This is a genomic window from Breznakia sp. PF5-3 (genome assembly GCF_029504745.1).
Lineage (GTDB): Bacteria > Bacillota_I > Bacilli_A > Erysipelotrichales > Erysipelotrichaceae > Breznakia.
In genome coordinates this window covers 33,209-52,099 of sequence record NZ_JAQFIQ010000013.1, presented here as the reverse complement: position 1 = coordinate 52,099, position 18,891 = coordinate 33,209, and the positions used below count along the sequence as shown (strand labels likewise).

The window sequence follows — 18,891 nt, the reverse complement described above, 5'->3', positions numbered from 1 at the left end:
CAAACTAAAAGGATTATCCCCTGTAGCATACAGAGAACAATCCTCAAGTTTAAGCGCTTAAATAATAACGTGTCCAACTTTATGGGTTCACATCATATAAGGTTCTTATTCTCCGTTCTCTTGATTATAAGGCGTTGTTTCATCTACATGTATATGTTCTGATTCAATATCTTGGTGTGGCTCTTCAACAACATCTTTGATTTGTACATTTCCAGACAATTTTGCACCTCTATCAATTTCAATCTCCGCTGTATGTATACTACCTAAAACTTTCGCACTATTTAATAATCTTATATTTCCTTCCACTTGAATATTTCCATCGATATTCCCTTCAACAATTACCGAACCTGCAATGATAGAACCTTTTACATAAGTATCTTTTCCAATATATAATTGTCCATCTGTATGAATATCTCCTTCTACTTTTCCAGAATTCACATGCAATTGCATTGCACGTATATCCCCTTTCACAGAAGCTTCTTCATCAAGTTCAACATGATTATTGCTAGTAATATTTCCATTGACTACTCCATTTACCATAAGTGGTGAATCAACTTGTACATCACCTTCAATCACTAAGCCCTTTGCAAAAACCGTTGCCTCTACTGCTTCATTACCTTCATAATTGTTATCCATTTCGTCTTCCTCCTTAATATTTTAAATCATTTTTAGCCACTCAGGTTAATTACTTCTATTCTATTTTAAACTATCTACGACCTAGGCGCAAATAGTTATTAAATTTTATTTAAATATATATAAATTAGAAGTACTGACCTCTTGTCTTTTTAAATAATCTATAGCTTCATATAATAAGTTACCATTTACTCGTATTTGGTTCAGTTTAAATACATTTTTTTAAGCATCCTTTATTTGCATATCAAACAAAAAACAGATAAAATTATCTTGGTGATATTATGTTTCGAGTAAAAAATGAAAGCAATCATGAAATAATTATTGATAAATCGCGATTTATTTGCTATTTAAATCGTGTTTTCAGTGAAGCTGAAGCAAAAGAATATCTTTTACAAATTAAAAAACTCCATCCAAATGCTACACATCACTGCTATGCTTTTTTAATTGGTGAACATAATGAAATACAGCGTAGCAATGATAATGGAGAGCCTAGTGGAACTGCTGGAATTCCTATTTTAGAATGTTTAAGAAAAAATCATATGAACGATACAATTGCCATTGTAGTAAGATATTTTGGTGGAATTAAGCTTGGTGCTGGTGGTTTAATTAGAGCGTATTCCAAAAGTACTAGCGAAGCCTTAAAACATACAACAGTCACCAAAAAAGTAAACACGTTTCGCTTTCAATTATCTTTCGATTACCCCTTTATTGGTAAGTTAGACTACTATATTGCACAAAATGATATCAGTGTTTTAGATAAAATATATGAAGAAAAAGTTATCTATACATTACGCCATGAAACAGACTTTTCAAAAGATATTGAAGAATTAAGTAATGGCAAATATCCACTTGAACGATTAAAAGAAGAAATTGTCGAAATAGATGTAAAACCAAATGACGAATAATAAAAAAGCTAATTCATAATCTAACCCTCAAAAGTAAAAAAACAAGAAGGTGTTGGTTCAAATTAGCTTTTTATATGCAAACAACTTGTAACAAAAACATATAACATACCGTTCCCCCCACAATACTAAGTAGTGTATTCCGCTTCCAAAGATGCAATACTGCTACAATTGTAATTCCTAACAATTCAGGAAAACCATGATAAGTAGATAGAAAATCAACATCTTTTAAACAATAAATAATCAACATCCCAATCATAGCGACTGGAAGATAATCGCTTAGATAAAGAATTATCGCAGGTGTCTTTCTTCCTTCTGGAAACACTAAGAAGGGAATCATTCTACTAAAAAGGGTAATAACACCACATATACATACAATCAACAATGCATCATCATTCATGAATTACACCTACTTTCTTTTTCTGTATAAGTAAGGTGATTACAATTAATAACAATGCTAAAACAATGAAATAGTCTCGTCCCACAAGAAGCAATGCCAGAAATGATAATACAATCCCTAAAAAACCTATAACATATGTACGATGGGTTTTTATTTGTTCAATAAACATAACCACAAATAATGCTGTCATTGAAAAATCAATGCCTTGTGTATTAAAATTCAACGAAAAGGATAACAATCCCCCCACAGCTGCTCCAAACACCCAATAGGATTGATTACATAATGACACAAAAAAATAAAACCATCCCTTCGAAACATCCTCAGGAACGTCAACTGTATTTAATAATGAAAATGTTTCATCAGTAAGTGCATAAATCAAATATGGTTTTTGCTTTCCCGTTTCTTTATACTTCTCCAACATTGACAGCCCATAGAAACAATGGCGAAAATTCATTACCATGCTAATAAAGATAATCGAAAGTATATTTGTTCCACCACTTAAAAAACTTACACAAACAAACTGCAAAGCACCAGAATAAATTACGACACTTAATAAGATTGCCCATAAAAAATTATATCCTGCTTTCTCCAATAGAATCCCAAATGCAATTCCCAAAAACACATACCCAATCATTACTGGAATAGTAAATGGAAAAGCTTTCTTTAATGCTTCAATCATCATATCCCCCTTACTCTATGTTATTGATCCAGAAAATCTTCCCCTTTCAATGTTTCATGTTTCACAAGCCCTGGATAACCTAACTGTTTATTCACCTCATAGGCCATAATTGCAACACAATTACTAAGATTCATGCTCCTAGCACTTGCCACCATTGGTAACCGAATACAACTATCCAAATACGATTTTAAAATGTTTTTGGGAATTCCCGTACTTTCTTTGCCAAAAACTAAATAAATATCTTGTTTGGAAGAAAAAGAAAATTCATCTGGTGACTTTTTCGCATACCGCGAAATAAAATACTTATCACCATTCGGATTCGCTTCTAAAAAAGCATCCCAATCAGCATACTTAACATACTCCACATCTTTTATATAATCCATACCCGCACGACGTAAATGTTGCTCATCTAAATAGAAACCAAGCGGTTCAATTAAATGTAACTTACAATTCATTGCCAGGCAAGTCCTCATAATATTCCCTGTATTTTGTGGAATCTCTGGCTCATATAATACGATATGGATCATTTCTTTAAATCCTCCAAAAGTAATTTTAAAGCTTTCCCACGATGTGATACCTCATGTTTTTCTTCATCACTTACATTCGCAAGTGTTGTCATAAAAGGTGGATAGTAAAAAATAGGATCATACCCAAAGCCATGTTCTCCTTCAATCTTAAGAGCAATTTCACCCTCACAAACGCCATGATACGTTTTATAACTTCCATCTTCTTGGATGTGACAAATGACGCAAACAAACTGTGCTCCACGATCTTTTGCACCCTTTATTTCATCTAATATATATGTATTCTTTGCACGATATGGTGTATCTTCACCTAAAAATCGTGCTGAATAAACTCCAGGTTTTCCATTCATGGCATTTACACACAAACCTGAATCATCACTAATAACCTCTTTATGTAAAACATCATATACACTTTTTGCTTTTTTATATGCATTTTCTTCAAATGTTTTTCCATCTTCAATAATCTCTATTTTCTCATCAAGATCAAGTAAAGATTTTACATCATATCCTAGTGGTTTCAGCATTTGTGTAAACTCTCTAACTTTGTCTGGATTTGAAGTTGCTATAAATATTTCTTTCATTTTATCACCTCAATTTTCCCTTCATCTATAAACCATCTTTGAGGATATGTTTGCTTATTGCTGTAAAGAATTAATTGATAACCAAGTTTTTCTTTATAATATATCGTTTCTACATGTCCATAATGGTAAATTTCATTTTCTTTAATTATATCTTTTTTTACAAACATTTCCATGATTTCCTTCCGTTTTTTTAAACTAGTTCTATTTTCAAGAAAGAGTTTAGGACGTTGCTTAAAAATTTTAAAATAATCATAATTCAATAAACCATCTACAATTTCACCATCCCTATCAACAAGTAAATCTTTCACAATTTGAAACATCTGATGCGGTTGGTAAGGATGCTTTAATTTTTTCAATTCACTCCCTAAATCATTAAACAAAGAGAATGCGTCTTCATAAAATTCAAGTTCTAATAAAGTATCAACCGTATAGCGTAACATTCCACTATTATAAAACTTTTCAACTGCATGTGCACTTTCATTTATTAATACAAGTTCTGCTTCACTAAGCCACTTTGTCTCAAGAATATCATAAGGTGGTAAAGGATTATATATATATTCATAAAGATCCTTTTTCTGCTTTAACTTAGTTCCTTTTAATAACTTTAAAATCCCTAATTGAATTTCATCAACATGCAAATCATAAAGTGCATTAAAAGAATATTTAAATCGATCAAACCCTTCATATGGCAATCCTGCGATAAGATCTACATGCATTACAACTTTCGCTTGTTGTAACCTTGTAATAACTTCACGTAAACGTTTATTATCTTGTAATCTACCAACTGCTTTTAAGGTTTGCTCATGAAATGATTGTACCCCTATTTCAAAACGAAATCTTTCTTTATCCGCTTCCTCACAAAAGAAATCCAACAATTCTTCACTTAGTGTTTCCGCAACAATTTCAAATTGAAAAATCTGATTCGGACAATTTTCATTCATAAACCTAGCAATCTTCAACGCTCGTTTAGGCTGTACATTAAATGTACGATCCAACAATTTCACAATTCGAATCTTAGATTTTGCTATTTTTTCTAAAATACCAAAGACATAATCTTCACTATATAGGCGAACTTTACTATCTGCACTACTAAGACAATATTCACAAGCATAAGGGCATCCCCTACTTGTTTCAAAATAGAAATATCGATTTTGCATATCCTTTTCATCAAAAGGCAAAAAATATGGATTTTCTAACTTTTCATTATCCTCAAGGTCTACATAAGCAAATTGCTTATTTGGAAAAGCCTTTGTATAAATACCAACAGTTTCTTCTTGCACTCCTGTTTCTACATTTGTAATATACTTCCAAAAAGCTTGTTCTCCTTCTCCTAGACTTATCGCATCAACACCTTGATTAATTAAATCATAAGATTCATAACTCACTTCTGGACCACCTACAACAATACACTTATTAGATTGTTGTTTGATTATTTTTATAATTTCTAAAGTTGGCTCAATATTCCATATATACACACTAAAAGCAATCACTTCATAAGTACTTGAAAGCAATTCTTCTGCTATATGCTGAATATCTTCTTTGATTGTATACTCTTTTATATCCACATCATGAAAATCTGGTTTTGAAACATACAACCACCTTAGCGCTAAATTTTTATGTATATATTTTGCATTCAATGTAGTAAGTAAAACTTTCATATTAAGCCTCCATGTCTTTTATTGTATCAAAGATTTATGATTCTAACTATTTTTTCTTATTTACTATACAAAGGAAATGAATATCTTATGTAAATTATGTCTTGATATGCTATCATAATAAAAAGGTGATACAGATGATAAACAAAATAATTAAACATATATTTCAAAGCGATAACTACACTTTAGAAAAATTAGACAAAGGAATCACAAATCATAACTACTTATTACAAGTTAATAATATGAAATATGTGGTACGAATTCCCTATGGCGATAGTACCCATGATTTTAACCGCCAACATGAAGCTATAATATTAAAAGATGTAAGAGATTTAGATGTTCCTACCATTTATTTTGATACAAATACAGGAATTAAAATTACAGAATACATTGATCATTTATATGAATACGCACAATGTCCTTATGAAGATAAAATTGAACGTTGTGCAAGGCTAATAAAGAAGCTTCATGAGAAACCTGCACCACCCTTTGAATTCAATCCACTTAAAACACTAATGAATTATAAGAGTAAAGTAAAAGACCCTTTGTTTGATTTAGCGCCTTATGAATATATACTTGAAGAAGTAAAACACTTAAAACATAAGCAAGTATTATGCCATAATGATATTGTATCTGGGAATATTCTATTTGGTGAGCATCGTGACTATCTGATTGATTATGAATATGCGGCTAGTAATGATGCATTGTTTGATGTTATGTCCTTCATCAGTGAAAATCAAATTACTGACTCTACATTACGCGAACGATTTTACCAAGTTTACTTTGATGAGTTTGATGACACTATCCGTCACACCTTATCGCTATGGGAAGCATTCCATAATATCTTATGGTGTTATTGGGCAATGATGTTATATGAAAGTCGCAAAGAAAGTATATATAAAGATATCGCAAACGATAAATATAATGCATTAAAAAAGATGAAGCTAGAATTCTAGTCTTCATCTTTTTGTATACTTTTCTCAATTGTTTCCATTATCATCTTGTTTGTGAAACCTAATGCCCTCATGTCTGAAATAAACCGATCTACGATTGCTGTTGCTTGTTCAACTTTGAGTTTTTTTATCAACTCTTCATCATCACTTATATAGCGTCCTGATGTTCGCTCACTTCGTAGTAAACCTTCCCGTTCTAATTCACTTAATGCACGTTGTACTGTATTAGGATTAACACCGTACTCAATTGCCAAATCACGAACAGATTTTACTTTTGACCCTAATGTAAAATTGTTTGATACTATATTCTTTTTAAATTCATCCATAATTTGTAAATAAATTGGTATATTTGGATCAAAATTCATAAAATCACGTCCTTTCTTTCTTTAGTCAAGCTCTATTTTCTTTTCAATCAAATACTTAATTGCAAAGAAACATAACAACCCAAAGATTACAGATATAATAATATTAGGTACAATTACACTAGATAATAAATTATTCAACTCATTAGAGAAATCATTTAGATATAGTTCCACCGAAGGATAATTCTTTGGTTCCATCATATTTAAAGCATCAATAGGTGCTGTATTCAAAAATAAAAGTTGAATGTAATTTGTTAAATATGAGAATACAAAATAAACTCCAATTCCTATCAATAATCGATGACCTTTTACATATTTTGTATTAACGAAAGTTACACACAAATACATTGATAAAATACTTTGGAAAACTGATACTACAGCTAAAACTAATAGTAACCACAATGTAATATTAAACCCATAATGTGCCAATATATCACCAAGTTCAGAGAATGCATTTACAAAATCTGGAATAAGAATCATAAGTGATAAAATAATCACAATGGTACTAACAATAAACCAAAATGAGGCCATTAACATCTTTGAAATAATCTTACTAGTTGTCGAGACTGGTAATGTCATTGTAAGGTATCCTGATTTCTTAAACATGGATTTATTAAAAGAGCGAATCACTGCTACAAATACATAAATATATGCTGCCAAGATTCCAAATACATACAACATCATCAATAATCCTATAAAAATACTTGCTGTATCATCGGTGATATTTGTGAAATTTGATAATCTTAAAATAATAGATAATCCTATAACAACAAGATATAGAGCTAAGAAGGAAGTTCTGTTTACTTTAAACTCATGTTTTAATAATTTCAACATTATCTGAACTCCTCTCTGAATAACTCATCGATTGATTTTCCTGTTTGCATACGGATTGACTCCACATCATCATCCAATACAACACTTCCTTCTTTCAAGAAAATAACACGATTAAAAATTCGCTCAATATCGGCAATTAAATGCGTAGACATAATAATCGTTTGTTCTTCACTATAATTTTCTAATATTGTATCCAGAATAATTTCTCTGGCTGCTGGATCCACTCCACCAATTGGTTCATCTAAAATAATAACCTTTGCATTTCTAGACATAACCAAGGCTAATAGAAATTTTTCTTTCATCCCTTTTGACATTTCCTTAAATCTCATTACTGGATCGATTTGGAAACGCTCTAACAAGCGAATACAACGATCATAATCAAAGTCTTTATACATATCTATAAATATTTCTAATACATCCGTTCCCTTTTGCCAGCCTTCAAAATATGGTTCATCTGGCAAGTAAGAAATAACTGATTTAGAATGAACACCAATTGAGTGTCCATCAATTTCAATATTTCCACTATAATCTGCAATCAGGCTATTCAAAATCTTGATAAGCGTTGTTTTACCACTACCATTAGGGCCTAAAAGCCCTATTATTTCACCTGGATGTACATCAAATGTAACATTTGATAATGCTTCTTTTTTTCCATAACTTTTAGTTACGTTATCAATTTTAGCAATTACCTCCATAATATTCCTCCTGTTTTACTGTATTAACATTATAACACAGTTTTGAAGTTTGTAAAGGATTTGCATTTTTACATTTCTTAATTTTACTATATAATAACTTTATGAAACAAAAAATACTATCTATTTTAAATGATAATCAAGGAACTTATATTTCTGGTGAACAAATTTCAAAACAATTAAACACATCTCGTATGAATGTATCTAAATACGTAAAAAAATTAATTGCTGATGGATATGAAATCCATTCGTCTACAAGAAAAGGATATCTTTTAGCTAATCATAACGATGTTCTAATCATTGATGAAATCCAAAATCAGCTTCCCTCTTTTTACCACACGATACATATCCAACAAAGTATTGATTCTACAAATGATACTTTAAAACAAATCGCGTATAATCAAAAAGAAGGCTATGTTTTAATCAGTGATGAACAAACACGAGGAAAGGGAAGAAATGGACGCTCTTTCACATCAACTAAGCAAAAGGGCATCTATATGAGTATTTTATTAAAACCATCAATTACAATTTATGAAGCTTTAAAACTTACAGCATGTGCAAGTGTTGCTGTTTATGAAGCAATCGATAAAGTTTATCATATTTCATCTGGAATAAAATGGGTAAACGACATTTTCATTGAAAACAAAAAAATTGGTGGCATCTTATGTGAAGCAAGCTTAGAAATGAACACCGCTAATATGGATTATATGATTGTAGGCATTGGACTTAATGTGCATTCTCAAAAATTTGATAAAGAGCTCCATGAAATAGCCGCTTCTATCGAAGACTTTACTTCATTAAAACAAAAACGAAATCTTTTAATTCACCAAATCTTGCAATCGTTTTATAAATATTATAATGAACTAACTCATAATACTTTTTTACCAATCTACAAACAACACTCTATTATTATAGATCAAGATATCGTCGTACATGAACAAGATAATACTTATCCTGCTCATGTTTTGGATATTGATGAAAATGCTAATCTCATCATAAAAAAAGTGGATGGAACTATCCATACACTTAATTCTGGTAAAGTTAGTATTCGTAAAGTAGATAACAATACCTAACTATAATTATGTTTTTTTCGCTCCTTATCTTTCACAGGGAGTTTTTTTATTACATATATTCTAATTCTTTATCAAACCATCTTTCAATATCATCATACATTGATACTGCAGTATTATCTAAGGGGATAATCATACCTCGACACCCGCCATCACAATGACCAATTTCCTTGTTTTTTCTTCCACATCCATAACCTTTGTTAATAACTTCTTTTAAAAATGGTGGAAATGTTTCAATTGTATCTATATATTTTTGCATATTCTTAGCTTTCACATTTATATGAAATCCATTGTTTAGTGATGCATTGATTCCCCATAGATCTTTTCTTTTATACATGTATTTAATATATACCCAATATCCCTTTATTTCGACAATAACCTTCAATCCTTTATCCAAATATTGATGATGCAATTGTAATACAAAAGCTTGTATATCTATTGGTAAGCTATGGATTGTGTCTTTCACAATTAAAGTTATATCTACATCAGCGTTTTTTAATATTCTATAATCGCACCGTAAAAAAACGTCTTGATTGGTAAGTGTACCAAATTCTTTTTCAGCTACTATCATAGCTTTTAATCCAACCAGCATTGCAGAATCGTCAGGATAGGATATATTGACTGTTTTTATATTAGCTAAATTTTGCTTTTTATCTTGTAAATCTATTCCTTCTATACATATCCCACACTCGCTTAAAAACTGTAAACACTCAATATTTTTAGCTGTGGTGATCTTCTCATTAAATATTTTATTATCGCATCGTAAATATTGATGATTATTTTCTAATTTCCCATAAAAACCAATCTTCATCAATAATATTTTTAGATTGTTTAAAAATGGATAATATCCAGATAAAGTAGTACGATTTTCATATTCATGAGCAACTTTTTTATAGGCATCATATTCATTCCCTTTTGTAATTATTTCATCATAAAACCGCAATAAAAAAATTCTAAACGCCGAAATCCCATGGCGAATATTTTCTTCATTTGAAATATTGCTAACTATAGGGTTTACTGCATATGCTTCATCCGTTTCGGGAACAATGATAAGCTTTAAGTATTCTGCTAACTCTACTAACGTTTTTCGCATATATTACCTCACTGTTTTTCTTATAATATTGCATAGTGCAATACCTCATACAAATACTATAAATTACTTATTTTCATCTTTCAACTTTATTGGGACATATCTCTGCATTTGTTTATACCCAAGTCCTTTTTCTATATCCTTATTGTATATGTTATCTTCATCTAAATAAGGCATATTAAACATGTAATCACGAGTGTTATCAACTTCAAAATTTGTATTATCAATCCACCTATAGATTTTATCTTGTACTTTTTGAATGCTTTCATCATCTTCATCAATACTAACTGCCATAGCATATAATCCACCTGGAAAATCAATCATTTGAAATGGTGGAACATCCGCTTCAATAACATCTTCTTTTAATGCACATATCATCTCTGCTTTATCATTTTTAGGTAATGTGAAATCTAAACAATCGAAAATTACAGGCTTAAACAAATGATAGTATTGCCATAATTGAAACATATAACCACCTTCTTTGAATATATCCATCCAAGTTTGATCACCAGAAGTGATTGCCTTGAAAGATGGAACTCTGACAACCATTACATCAGGAATTTTTTTATCTAATTGCTCACTTATTTCGATCAAACGATTTACATTAGATGGTTTTCCTATATAGTCAGCACTTACAAATTGTGTTTCAATTGCCTTTGCCTTATCATACAATTGTTTTATATCTGCATTATCTGTAAAACTCATATTTTCTATTTCTTTTATAAAGTCTAAAACAATATCTTTTAGTTCATGTAACAAAGAAACTTCACCATCAATCGTATCTACTTTTTTCCCTAATACTTCTAGTACTACATCCGAACCATCAGCATTGAAAATTCGTTGAATATCTTTTATGCTAATGTTTAATTTACGTAAGATAAGTATCTGTTCAATCCGTCTTACAGCCTTCTCATCATACATCCTATAAGCGACATCATCATTTCGAATACTATGCAAAAGACCCATGTCTTCGTAATATCGTAATGTACGAGCCGTTATATTGTATTTATTGGATACATCTCTAATTTTAACTAAGTTGTTCATAATTTATCGATTCCTTTTTTAATATTATAAACGCTTCCCTAAAGGAATAGTCAATACTTATATTATAAAACTAAGCATCATAAAAAAAGCAATCTATGATTGCTCTTCATGATATATAATATTCTTCTCAATTTCCTTATAAACAATATCTGACATTTCATCATACTTATATTGTTTATATTCTTCATGTCGAATTGGTTTACCATACGTTATTTTCAAATTCTTGTTCTTATCTTTTTTATCATCAATACAATATGCATTATTTAACGTTACTGGCACAAGGGTTGCTTTCGCTAAATATGCAGGTTGCAATGCTCCCGTTTTAAAAGGATTCATATGATCTCCGCGCGATCTTGTACCTTCAGGGAAGATTAATAAGCGTTTACCAGCTTTAAGTTCTCTTGCTGCTTCACGAAGCATATAAACATTTCCCCCTCTTGTATCATGATCAAAATGAATAACACCTATAGTAATTGCCCAGCTTCCAAATACTGGAAGCTTTTCATTTTTCTTTTTTGAAATAAATGCCATTGGTTTGGGACAAGTGGCAATCACCAAAGCAGGATCTAATGTTCCTTGATGATTTGATACAAAAAGAATAGGTTCATCCAATGGAATGTTTTCAACACCTTCCACTTCCAACTTATATCCTAAATACTTAATAATAAATGTAGACCACCACTGTAGCTTTTTATATCGCTTTTCCATCGGTTTACGCCGACATAAAAGAGCACTTATCCAAGCAAATGGAAGAATAAATATAGTTCTAAATATTTGAAAAAAAGTCATTTTCCACCTCTACTTTTCACAAATCGCATATGCTATTGCATAATGCTTTTCATGTGCGATCGATATATGAATCTGATAGTCTCCCCAATTACAAATGGGTTCCCCACTATCACCTTGCAACACTTCTATATTTGAGATTAATACCGTTTTATTACAAGCTTTAAAAATTGCCTCTTTAGCAGCAAATCGACCTACTAGAAATTCTAATCTACGCTTTACAGCATAACTTTTATAAAGTTGATATTCTGCTTGGGTTAAAATTCGCTTAGCCAATTCTTCCTGCTTATCTTTTATCCTATCAATCTCAACAATGTCACATCCAATTCCAATAATCATCTTATTCTCCTACGGCACACATGATTTCGCCTTTTACAGCAATTTGATTTTCAACTGATGCTTCTACATCAGCAAAATAGATACCCGCTCTTTGATTTGTCAGTGTAACCTTTAATGTTAGTACATCACCTGGAATAACTTGACGTTTAAAGCGCAATTTATTAATACCTGCAAAGAAGCCAATTTTCCCTTTATTTTCTTCTTTCGACAAAAGCAAAACACATCCTGTTTGTGCTAATGCTTCCACAATCAATACCCCAGGCATTACATGCTTTTGAGGAAAATGACCTAAAAATTGCATTTCATTTGCACTAATACATTTCTTTCCAATAATCGTTTGACCATCTTCACTAATTTCTTCAATTGTATCCACTAATAAAAATGGATAACGATGTGGTATGATTTCTTGAATTTGATTTGAATTATACAACATTTTCTAATCCTCCCATTTCTTAAAGATTAAAGATACATTATGTCCACCAAAACCTAATGAATTACTCATAGCATATTGCATTTCTTGTTCTCTTCCATGATTTGGTACAATATCCAAATCACAATCATCATCAGCGTTTTGATAATTGATTGTAGCAGGGATAAACCCTTCTTGCACCGCTTTTACCGTAATCAAAGCTTCAATCGCTCCAGACGCCCCTAAAAGATGTCCTGTATTAGATTTTGTAGATGAAACTGCTAAGTTATATGCATGATCCTTAAACGCACCTTTAATTGCCATTGTTTCAGTTTTATCATTTAATGGTGTACTTGTACCATGTGCATTGATATACGCAATATCCTCTGCTTTAATATCTGCATCTTTAATTGCTCTTAACATGGCATCTCTTCCGCCACTACCATCATCGATAGGAGCTGTGATATGAAAAGCATCACAAGTAGATCCATATCCTATAATTTCACCATAGATCTTTGCCTTTCTTTTCTGTGCATGTTCTAACTCTTCTAGAACCAAAACACCTGCACCTTCCCCCATCACAAATCCACTACGTTCCTTATCAAAAGGAATACTTGCACGATTTGGATCTTCACCTGTATGCAGTGCACGCATTGATGCAAATCCAGCGATTGCCAATGGTGTAATAGATGCTTCACTTCCTCCAGCTAACATTACATCTTCATATCCATCACGAATTTTATGAAAAGCTTCCCCTATTGCATTACTTGCAGCTGCACAAGCAGTTACTTGTGAAGAACAATGCCCTTTTGCTCCTACATCAATCGCAACATTACCTGCTGCCAAATTAACCAATGCCATAGGGATAAAGAATGGTGATACACGTGAAGGTCCTCTTTCTTTTAAAGTGTCTTCTGCGTTCTCAATAGATTCAATACCACCAATACCAGATGCAATAATGACACCAAAACGTTGTGTATCAATTGTTGAAGTATCAAGTTGAGAATCCATCATTGCTTGTTTAGCAGCAATCCTTGCAAACTGAGTAAAGCGATCATTAAATTTTAAATCACGCTTACTAAAATACTGTTCCATATCTAAGTCTTTTACTTCACCTGCTAATTTTGCTTTGAAATCTGTCGTATCAAAATGAGTTATCTTTTCAATACCACACTTTCCTTCACGAATAGATTTCCATAAATCCGTTACCGTATTTCCAATTGGTGATAAGGCACCAAGTCCTGTAATTACTACTCTTTTTTTCATAAGTATCTCCTTACATCACCATTCCGCCATCAACTTTTAATACTTGACCTGTAACATAACGACTCTTATCGCTCGCTAAAAAGCAAACCATATTAGCTACATCCTCCATTGTTCCTAATTCATTCAATGGAATTTGTTTTAAAATTGCTTCTTTCACTTGCTCATCTAAGACATCCGTCATTTTCGTTGAAATAAAACCAGGAGCTATTGCATTTGCTCTAATACCACGAGGAGCTAGCTCTCTAGCAACCGATTTTGTTAAGCCAATAATTCCCGCTTTACTAGCTGCATAATTTGCTTGTCCTACATTACCAATCAAACCAATTACGCTTGCCATACTAATGATGGAACCACTGCGTTGTTTCATCATTGGTTTCGCTGCATGTTTGATGCAATTAAATGTTCCCTTTAAGTTCACATCGATAACAGCATCAAAATCTGCCTCACTCATACGTAATAACAACGTATCTTTGGTAATTCCTGAATTATTTACAAGAACATCAATTTTTCCAAATGTTGATAATGTTTCTTCAAACATTTTTCCTACAGCATCAAAATCTGTCACATCTGCCATCACACATAACGTCTTAACACCATAAGTTTCACAAAGTTCACTTACCTCTTTTGCATTTGTATCATCACCAATATAATTAATTACAATATCATACCCTTCTTTTGCCATCATAATGGCAATTTCTTTTCCAATTCCTTGACTTGCTCCTGTAATTAACGCAACTTTATTATCCATTATTCTTCACCTCTTCCAACATTTTATCCAATGTTTCTACTGTATCTACACTATATACTTTCACATCTCTATTAACTTTTCTTACAAACCCTTTCAATGCCGATCCAGGACCAATTTCAATAAAAGTATCTACACCTTGATCAATCATATATTGAATAGATTGCATAAAATATACACTAGATTTAATCTGTTTTGTAAGAATATTAACAACATCATCATTCTCTTCTTTACCACTAATATTATAAACAACCTTAATGTTTGGTTTTTGAATTGCTTCTGCTTTCAATACCTTATTTAACTCAAGCGAAGCATCTTCCAATAAGCTTGAATGAAACGCGCCACTAACATTTAATGGAATTGCTCTTCTTGCACCTTTTTCAAGCAATACCTCACATGCCTTTTCCATTGCTTGTTGTGTTCCTGTGATAACAATTTGTCCAGGACAATTATAATTCGCAATTTCACATACACCTACTGTAGCCGAAATATCATCACACACTTCTTTAATAATTGCTTCATCAAGGTTTAATATCGCTGCCATCCCAGTTGTTCCTTTAGGCAATGCATTCGCCATAATCTGCCCACGCATCCGTGTAATATTAGCTGCTGTATTAACATCAAATGCTTCTGCATAACAAAGCGCACTGTATTCTCCTAGACTTAATCCTGCAACATATTCAGGGATTATTCCCTTTGCTTTTACAACTTCGGCAATTGCCATAGAAGTAACCAAGATACAACTTTGTGCATAGGCTGTATCATTTAACCTTTCTTCAGGTCCCTCAAAGCAAGCTTCTTTCACATCAAAATCCAATTTCACTTGCTCATATATTTGTTTTGCTTCTGGATATTTTTCATATAAATCTTTTCCCATCCCCACATATTGCGAGCCTTGTCCAGCAAATAAATATCCTATTTTCATATTTTATCCCCCAACCATTTATGCGTTTCTAATTTTAGTTCATCAATCAAGTGTTTTACACTAACAATCTCTTGAACACGGTGAGCATTACTACCAACAAAAACAAGTCCATTTTCAACATTACCTTGTACTGCTTGAATCAATGCTTCACTGATACAATAAGGTGTATCACTTGGATTACATGGAGTTAAACAATCCAAACATTTTTTGATTGTAACATTTCCACGTTCTTTTGTTCTCTTCATAAACGAATTCATAATTCCTCTACCTGGAAAGCCAGTAGGGCTTTGAACAATTTCAATATTTTCCATTGTGCTATCTACAACCATTTGCTTAAAAGCTAAGGCTGCATCACATTCATTGGTTGCGATAAAACGCGTTCCCATCTGCACACCATCTGCTCCCATTTTAATATATTTGGCGATATCTTCACCATCGTATATTCCACCAGCCACAAAGACAGGAATATCTTTTTGATACTTATCTTGATAAGGCTTTAATTCCGTTTTCACATCTGCATAGATTTTCTCTAATGATTCACATGTATCATCTAGAAGATCATCACGTTTAAACCCCAAATGACCACCAGCTTCACTACCTTCAATCACAATGAAGTCAGGTGTCACATGATGCCTTTTATCCCATATCTTACAAATTAATCGAGCTGCTTTTCCACTGGATACAATTGGTGCCAATAAAATACTTTCATCATCCACATAACTTGGTAAATCCAAAGGCAATCCTGCTCCAGAAATAATAGCATCTACTTTTGCTTTTACGGCCGCTTTCACATATGCAATATAATCTTTACTAGCTGCCATAATATTGATTCCTAACAATCCTTTTCCACAAGCAATTTCTTTTGCTTTCTTTACTTCCTCTATTATTGCATCACAATTTGCTTTAATTGAATCCAAACGGAATGTTTCCTTTCGATATCCTGGATGAGCAGCACTAATAACGCCCATACATCCCTCTTTCATAACAGCACCAGCCAATCCTGATAGTGATACACCTACTCCCATACCACCTTGGATTAAGGGAAATGATAATTTTTTATCATTTCGTTTTAATTCGTTTACCATGACATCTCCTCATGTTTACTTATCAAGTTTTGCAATTCTTTTTTACTGCCTTCCATAATATCATCTAATATTTTTTGTAATGGCTTTTGTTCTTTACACATCCCAGCAATTTGTCCCATCATAACTGATCCATTTTGCATATCACCTTCAAACACCGCTTTACGAAGTGCTCCTAAAGTCAATTTTTCAAGTTCTTCACGATCACTTACTTCTGCTTCTAATCGTAAATGTTCACGTGTCATTTTATTTTTCATAACCCGTACAGGACTATTCAAACTTCTTCCTGTCACTATCGTATCTGTGTCTTTCGCTTTGATTGTTGCCAATTTATAATTCTCATGGATTGGACATTCATCCGCAACCAATAAACAAGTTCCAACTTGTACCCCAATTGCCCCTAACGATAATGCTGCATTTAATCCACGACCATCTGCAACTCCTCCAGCAGCAATTACAGGAATGTTAACAGCATCAACAACTTGTGGAACCAATGCCATTGTTGTTTGTTCCCCAACATGGCCACCTGCTTCGCCACCTTCTACAATAAGTGCATCTGCACCTGAACGCTCCATACGAATCGCTAATGCTACACTTGGAACAACTGGAAATACTTTTGCTCCTGATGCCTTCAGCATATCCATATAAATCCCTGGATTTCCTGCACCTGTTGTAACTACCGCTACTTTTTCTTCCGCAATCATTTCCATAATTTCTTTAGTGTATGGATTCATCATCATTACATTTACGCCAAACGGTTTTTCGGTAAGCTTTTTACACTTTTGAATGGAAGCTCTTGCTTCCTCGACATTCATCGCACCTGTTCCAATAATTCCAAGTCCCCCACAATTGCTCACAGCTGCTGCAAACTCTGCAGTTGCAATATTTGCCATTGCTCCTTGAATAATTGGATACTTTATCTTTAATATCTTATTTAACATACTTCTCTCCTATAGTTCGACATAACTTGCAGCATATGTAAATCCTGCTCCAAATCCTACCATTATAATTTTCATTCCCGCTTTAATAACACCTTGCTCATATGCTTGCGCAAAAGCAATTGGAATACTTCCACCAGATGTATTTCCATATACATCTAAATTTGTATAAAATTTTTCTACTGGCAATTTCATGCGTTTTGCGACATTGCGAATAATTCTAATATTCGCTTGATGAGGAATAATGTAATCAATCTCATCAATATTCTTATCTGCCTTTTTTAAAACTTCAACAATCGCCTCTTCCAATGCTTTTACTGCAAAACGAAATACTTCGCTCCCATTTTGCTTTAAAAATCCAACTTCACGGTTGGCATTTACAAGCGGTTGTGCCATCTGAATTCCTTGACCTTTTAAGAAACCATCATGATCACCACTACTTTGTGCATAATGATGAATTTGTTTTGAACTTTTGGTCTTTTTTAAGATAACAGCTCCTGCTCCATCACCAAACAAAATTGATGTATTGCGATCCTCATAGTCCATAAGTTTACTATTTACATCTGCTCCTACAACAAGTGCACACGAATACTCACTCAACATATAGGTAGCAATTTGCATCGCATAGACAAATCCTGTACATGCTGCACTTATATCAAAAGCCATAATTTTTGCTTCATTTAATCCTAATTTATCTTGAATCAAACATGCACAAGAAGGCGTGATATTATCTGGTGTAATCGTTCCAACAATAATTAGATCAATATCACTTTTTTCAATCTTAGCTTTTTCAATCGCCTGACAAGCAGCACGATATCCCAAATCACTGGTATTCTCATCACTACTCACATACCTAGTTTTGATTCCTGTTCTAGTTGTAATCCATTCATCATTTGTATCTAGTATCTTTTCAAGATCATGATTGGATATACAATGCTCTGCAATTGCATATCCACTTCCTGCTATTTCTATATTTTCCATG

23 protein-coding genes are annotated in these 18,891 nt (G+C 32.5%); 3 read left to right on the top strand and 20 right to left on the bottom strand.

The window, feature by feature from the left end; genetic code table 11:
- Window positions 1-105: 105 nt before the first annotated feature.
- Window positions 106-636, bottom strand: a complete 531-nt coding sequence (locus tag M2475_RS04755; RefSeq protein ID WP_277489952.1) for a polymer-forming cytoskeletal protein — start codon at window positions 634-636, stop codon at window positions 106-108.
- Between the two features lie 278 nt (window positions 637-914).
- Here M2475_RS04755 and M2475_RS04750 point away from each other — a divergent pair, with 278 nt between their 5' ends.
- Window positions 915-1,538: a YigZ family protein gene (locus M2475_RS04750; protein WP_277489951.1), complete on the top strand. Its 624-nt coding sequence runs from the start codon at window positions 915-917 to the stop codon at window positions 1,536-1,538.
- Window positions 1,539-1,608: 70 nt separating this feature from the next.
- Here the strand turns inward: M2475_RS04750 and M2475_RS04745 are convergent, their stop codons facing one another.
- The 5 genes from M2475_RS04745 to M2475_RS04725 are packed head-to-tail and all read right to left on the bottom strand — an operon-like array spanning window position 1,609 to window position 5,377.
- On the bottom strand, window positions 1,609-1,935 hold the full coding sequence (locus M2475_RS04745) for a branched-chain amino acid transporter permease (protein WP_277489948.1): 327 nt from the start codon (window positions 1,933-1,935) through the stop codon (window positions 1,609-1,611).
- Window positions 1,928-2,614, bottom strand: a complete 687-nt coding sequence (locus M2475_RS04740) for an AzlC family ABC transporter permease (RefSeq protein WP_277489946.1) — start codon at window positions 2,612-2,614, stop codon at window positions 1,928-1,930. The genes M2475_RS04745 and M2475_RS04740 overlap by 8 nt, the downstream gene beginning before the upstream one ends.
- A 20-nt stretch (window positions 2,615-2,634) precedes the next feature.
- On the bottom strand, window positions 2,635-3,141 hold the full coding sequence (locus M2475_RS04735; RefSeq protein ID WP_277489944.1) for a tRNA (cytidine(34)-2'-O)-methyltransferase: 507 nt from the start codon (window positions 3,139-3,141) through the stop codon (window positions 2,635-2,637).
- Window positions 3,138-3,719: an RdgB/HAM1 family non-canonical purine NTP pyrophosphatase gene (rdgB, locus tag M2475_RS04730; protein ID WP_277489942.1), complete on the bottom strand. Its 582-nt coding sequence runs from the start codon at window positions 3,717-3,719 to the stop codon at window positions 3,138-3,140. Before rdgB ends, M2475_RS04735 begins: the two co-directional genes overlap by 4 nt.
- Window positions 3,716-5,377 carry a DUF4080 domain-containing protein gene (locus M2475_RS04725; RefSeq protein WP_277489941.1) on the bottom strand — a complete coding sequence of 554 codons (1,662 nt, stop codon included), beginning with the start codon at window positions 5,375-5,377 and terminating at the stop codon, window positions 3,716-3,718. The genes rdgB and M2475_RS04725 overlap by 4 nt, the downstream gene beginning before the upstream one ends.
- Before the next feature lie 134 nt (window positions 5,378-5,511).
- On the opposite strand from M2475_RS04725, the gene M2475_RS04720 reads away from it, so the two are divergent.
- Window positions 5,512-6,330, top strand: a complete 819-nt coding sequence (locus M2475_RS04720) for a phosphotransferase (protein ID WP_277489939.1) — start codon at window positions 5,512-5,514, stop codon at window positions 6,328-6,330.
- Here M2475_RS04720 and M2475_RS04715 read toward each other — a convergent pair.
- Genes M2475_RS04715 through M2475_RS04705 form a run of 3 tightly spaced genes read right to left on the bottom strand, consistent with a single transcriptional unit; the run spans window position 6,327 to window position 8,218 of the window.
- Entirely contained in the window at window positions 6,327-6,692 is a 366-nt protein-coding gene (locus tag M2475_RS04715; protein WP_277489937.1) for a GntR family transcriptional regulator, read from the bottom strand. The two genes, M2475_RS04720 and M2475_RS04715, sit on opposite strands and share 4 nt — an antisense overlap.
- 21 nt (window positions 6,693-6,713) lie before the next feature.
- Window positions 6,714-7,523 carry a hypothetical protein gene (locus M2475_RS04710; RefSeq protein ID WP_277489935.1) on the bottom strand — a complete coding sequence of 270 codons (810 nt, stop codon included), beginning with the start codon at window positions 7,521-7,523 and terminating at the stop codon, window positions 6,714-6,716.
- Complete coding sequence (locus M2475_RS04705) at window positions 7,523-8,218, bottom strand: ABC transporter ATP-binding protein (RefSeq protein WP_277489933.1); 696 nt, start codon at window positions 8,216-8,218, stop codon at window positions 7,523-7,525. Before M2475_RS04705 ends, M2475_RS04710 begins: the two co-directional genes overlap by 1 nt.
- A 101-nt stretch (window positions 8,219-8,319) precedes the next feature.
- Here M2475_RS04705 and M2475_RS04700 point away from each other — a divergent pair, with 101 nt between their 5' ends.
- Window positions 8,320-9,288, top strand: a complete 969-nt coding sequence (locus M2475_RS04700; RefSeq protein ID WP_277489931.1) for a biotin--[acetyl-CoA-carboxylase] ligase — start codon at window positions 8,320-8,322, stop codon at window positions 9,286-9,288.
- 49 nt (window positions 9,289-9,337) lie between these two features.
- Here the strand turns inward: M2475_RS04700 and M2475_RS04695 are convergent, their stop codons facing one another.
- The 11 genes from M2475_RS04695 to M2475_RS04645 all read right to left on the bottom strand — a co-directional run bounded on the left by M2475_RS04695 (window position 9,338) and on the right by M2475_RS04645 (window position 18,890).
- On the bottom strand, window positions 9,338-10,378 hold the full coding sequence (locus M2475_RS04695) for a hypothetical protein (protein WP_277489929.1): 1,041 nt from the start codon (window positions 10,376-10,378) through the stop codon (window positions 9,338-9,340).
- A 63-nt stretch (window positions 10,379-10,441) separates the two neighbouring features.
- Window positions 10,442-11,419, bottom strand: a complete 978-nt coding sequence (locus M2475_RS04690) for a MerR family transcriptional regulator (protein WP_277489928.1) — start codon at window positions 11,417-11,419, stop codon at window positions 10,442-10,444.
- 93 nt (window positions 11,420-11,512) lie between these two features.
- Window positions 11,513-12,127, bottom strand: coding sequence for a lysophospholipid acyltransferase family protein (locus M2475_RS04685; protein WP_277489925.1), 615 nt, complete (start codon window positions 12,125-12,127; stop codon window positions 11,513-11,515).
- Between the two features lie 90 nt (window positions 12,128-12,217).
- Window positions 12,218-12,544, bottom strand: coding sequence for a holo-ACP synthase (acpS, locus tag M2475_RS04680; protein WP_277489922.1), 327 nt, complete (start codon window positions 12,542-12,544; stop codon window positions 12,218-12,220).
- A 1-nt stretch (window position 12,545) separates the two neighbouring features.
- Window positions 12,546-12,977 (bottom strand): 3-hydroxyacyl-ACP dehydratase FabZ, encoded by a 432-nt coding sequence (gene fabZ / locus M2475_RS04675; RefSeq protein WP_277489921.1) that lies wholly within the window; start codon window positions 12,975-12,977, stop codon window positions 12,546-12,548.
- A gap of 3 nt (window positions 12,978-12,980) precedes the next feature.
- The gene (gene fabF, locus M2475_RS04670; RefSeq protein ID WP_277489920.1) at window positions 12,981-14,219 is read right to left on the bottom strand and encodes a beta-ketoacyl-ACP synthase II; all 1,239 of its coding nucleotides are present in this window, start codon (window positions 14,217-14,219) and stop codon (window positions 12,981-12,983) included.
- 10 nt (window positions 14,220-14,229) lie between these two features.
- A complete protein-coding gene (fabG, locus tag M2475_RS04665) occupies window positions 14,230-14,967 on the bottom strand; it encodes a 3-oxoacyl-[acyl-carrier-protein] reductase (protein ID WP_346780363.1) in 738 nt (245 codons plus the stop codon).
- Window positions 14,960-15,889: an ACP S-malonyltransferase gene (gene fabD / locus M2475_RS04660; RefSeq protein ID WP_277489919.1), complete on the bottom strand. Its 930-nt coding sequence runs from the start codon at window positions 15,887-15,889 to the stop codon at window positions 14,960-14,962. The genes fabG and fabD overlap by 8 nt, the downstream gene beginning before the upstream one ends.
- Window positions 15,886-16,974, bottom strand: a complete 1,089-nt coding sequence (locus M2475_RS04655; protein ID WP_277489917.1) for a nitronate monooxygenase — start codon at window positions 16,972-16,974, stop codon at window positions 15,886-15,888. The genes fabD and M2475_RS04655 overlap by 4 nt, the downstream gene beginning before the upstream one ends.
- Window positions 16,968-17,912 carry a nitronate monooxygenase gene (locus M2475_RS04650; protein ID WP_277489915.1) on the bottom strand — a complete coding sequence of 315 codons (945 nt, stop codon included), beginning with the start codon at window positions 17,910-17,912 and terminating at the stop codon, window positions 16,968-16,970. Before M2475_RS04650 ends, M2475_RS04655 begins: the two co-directional genes overlap by 7 nt.
- Window positions 17,913-17,921: 9 nt before the next feature.
- Window positions 17,922-18,890, bottom strand: a complete 969-nt coding sequence (locus M2475_RS04645) for a beta-ketoacyl-ACP synthase III (RefSeq protein ID WP_277489912.1) — start codon at window positions 18,888-18,890, stop codon at window positions 17,922-17,924.
- Window position 18,891 lies beyond the last annotated feature (1 nt).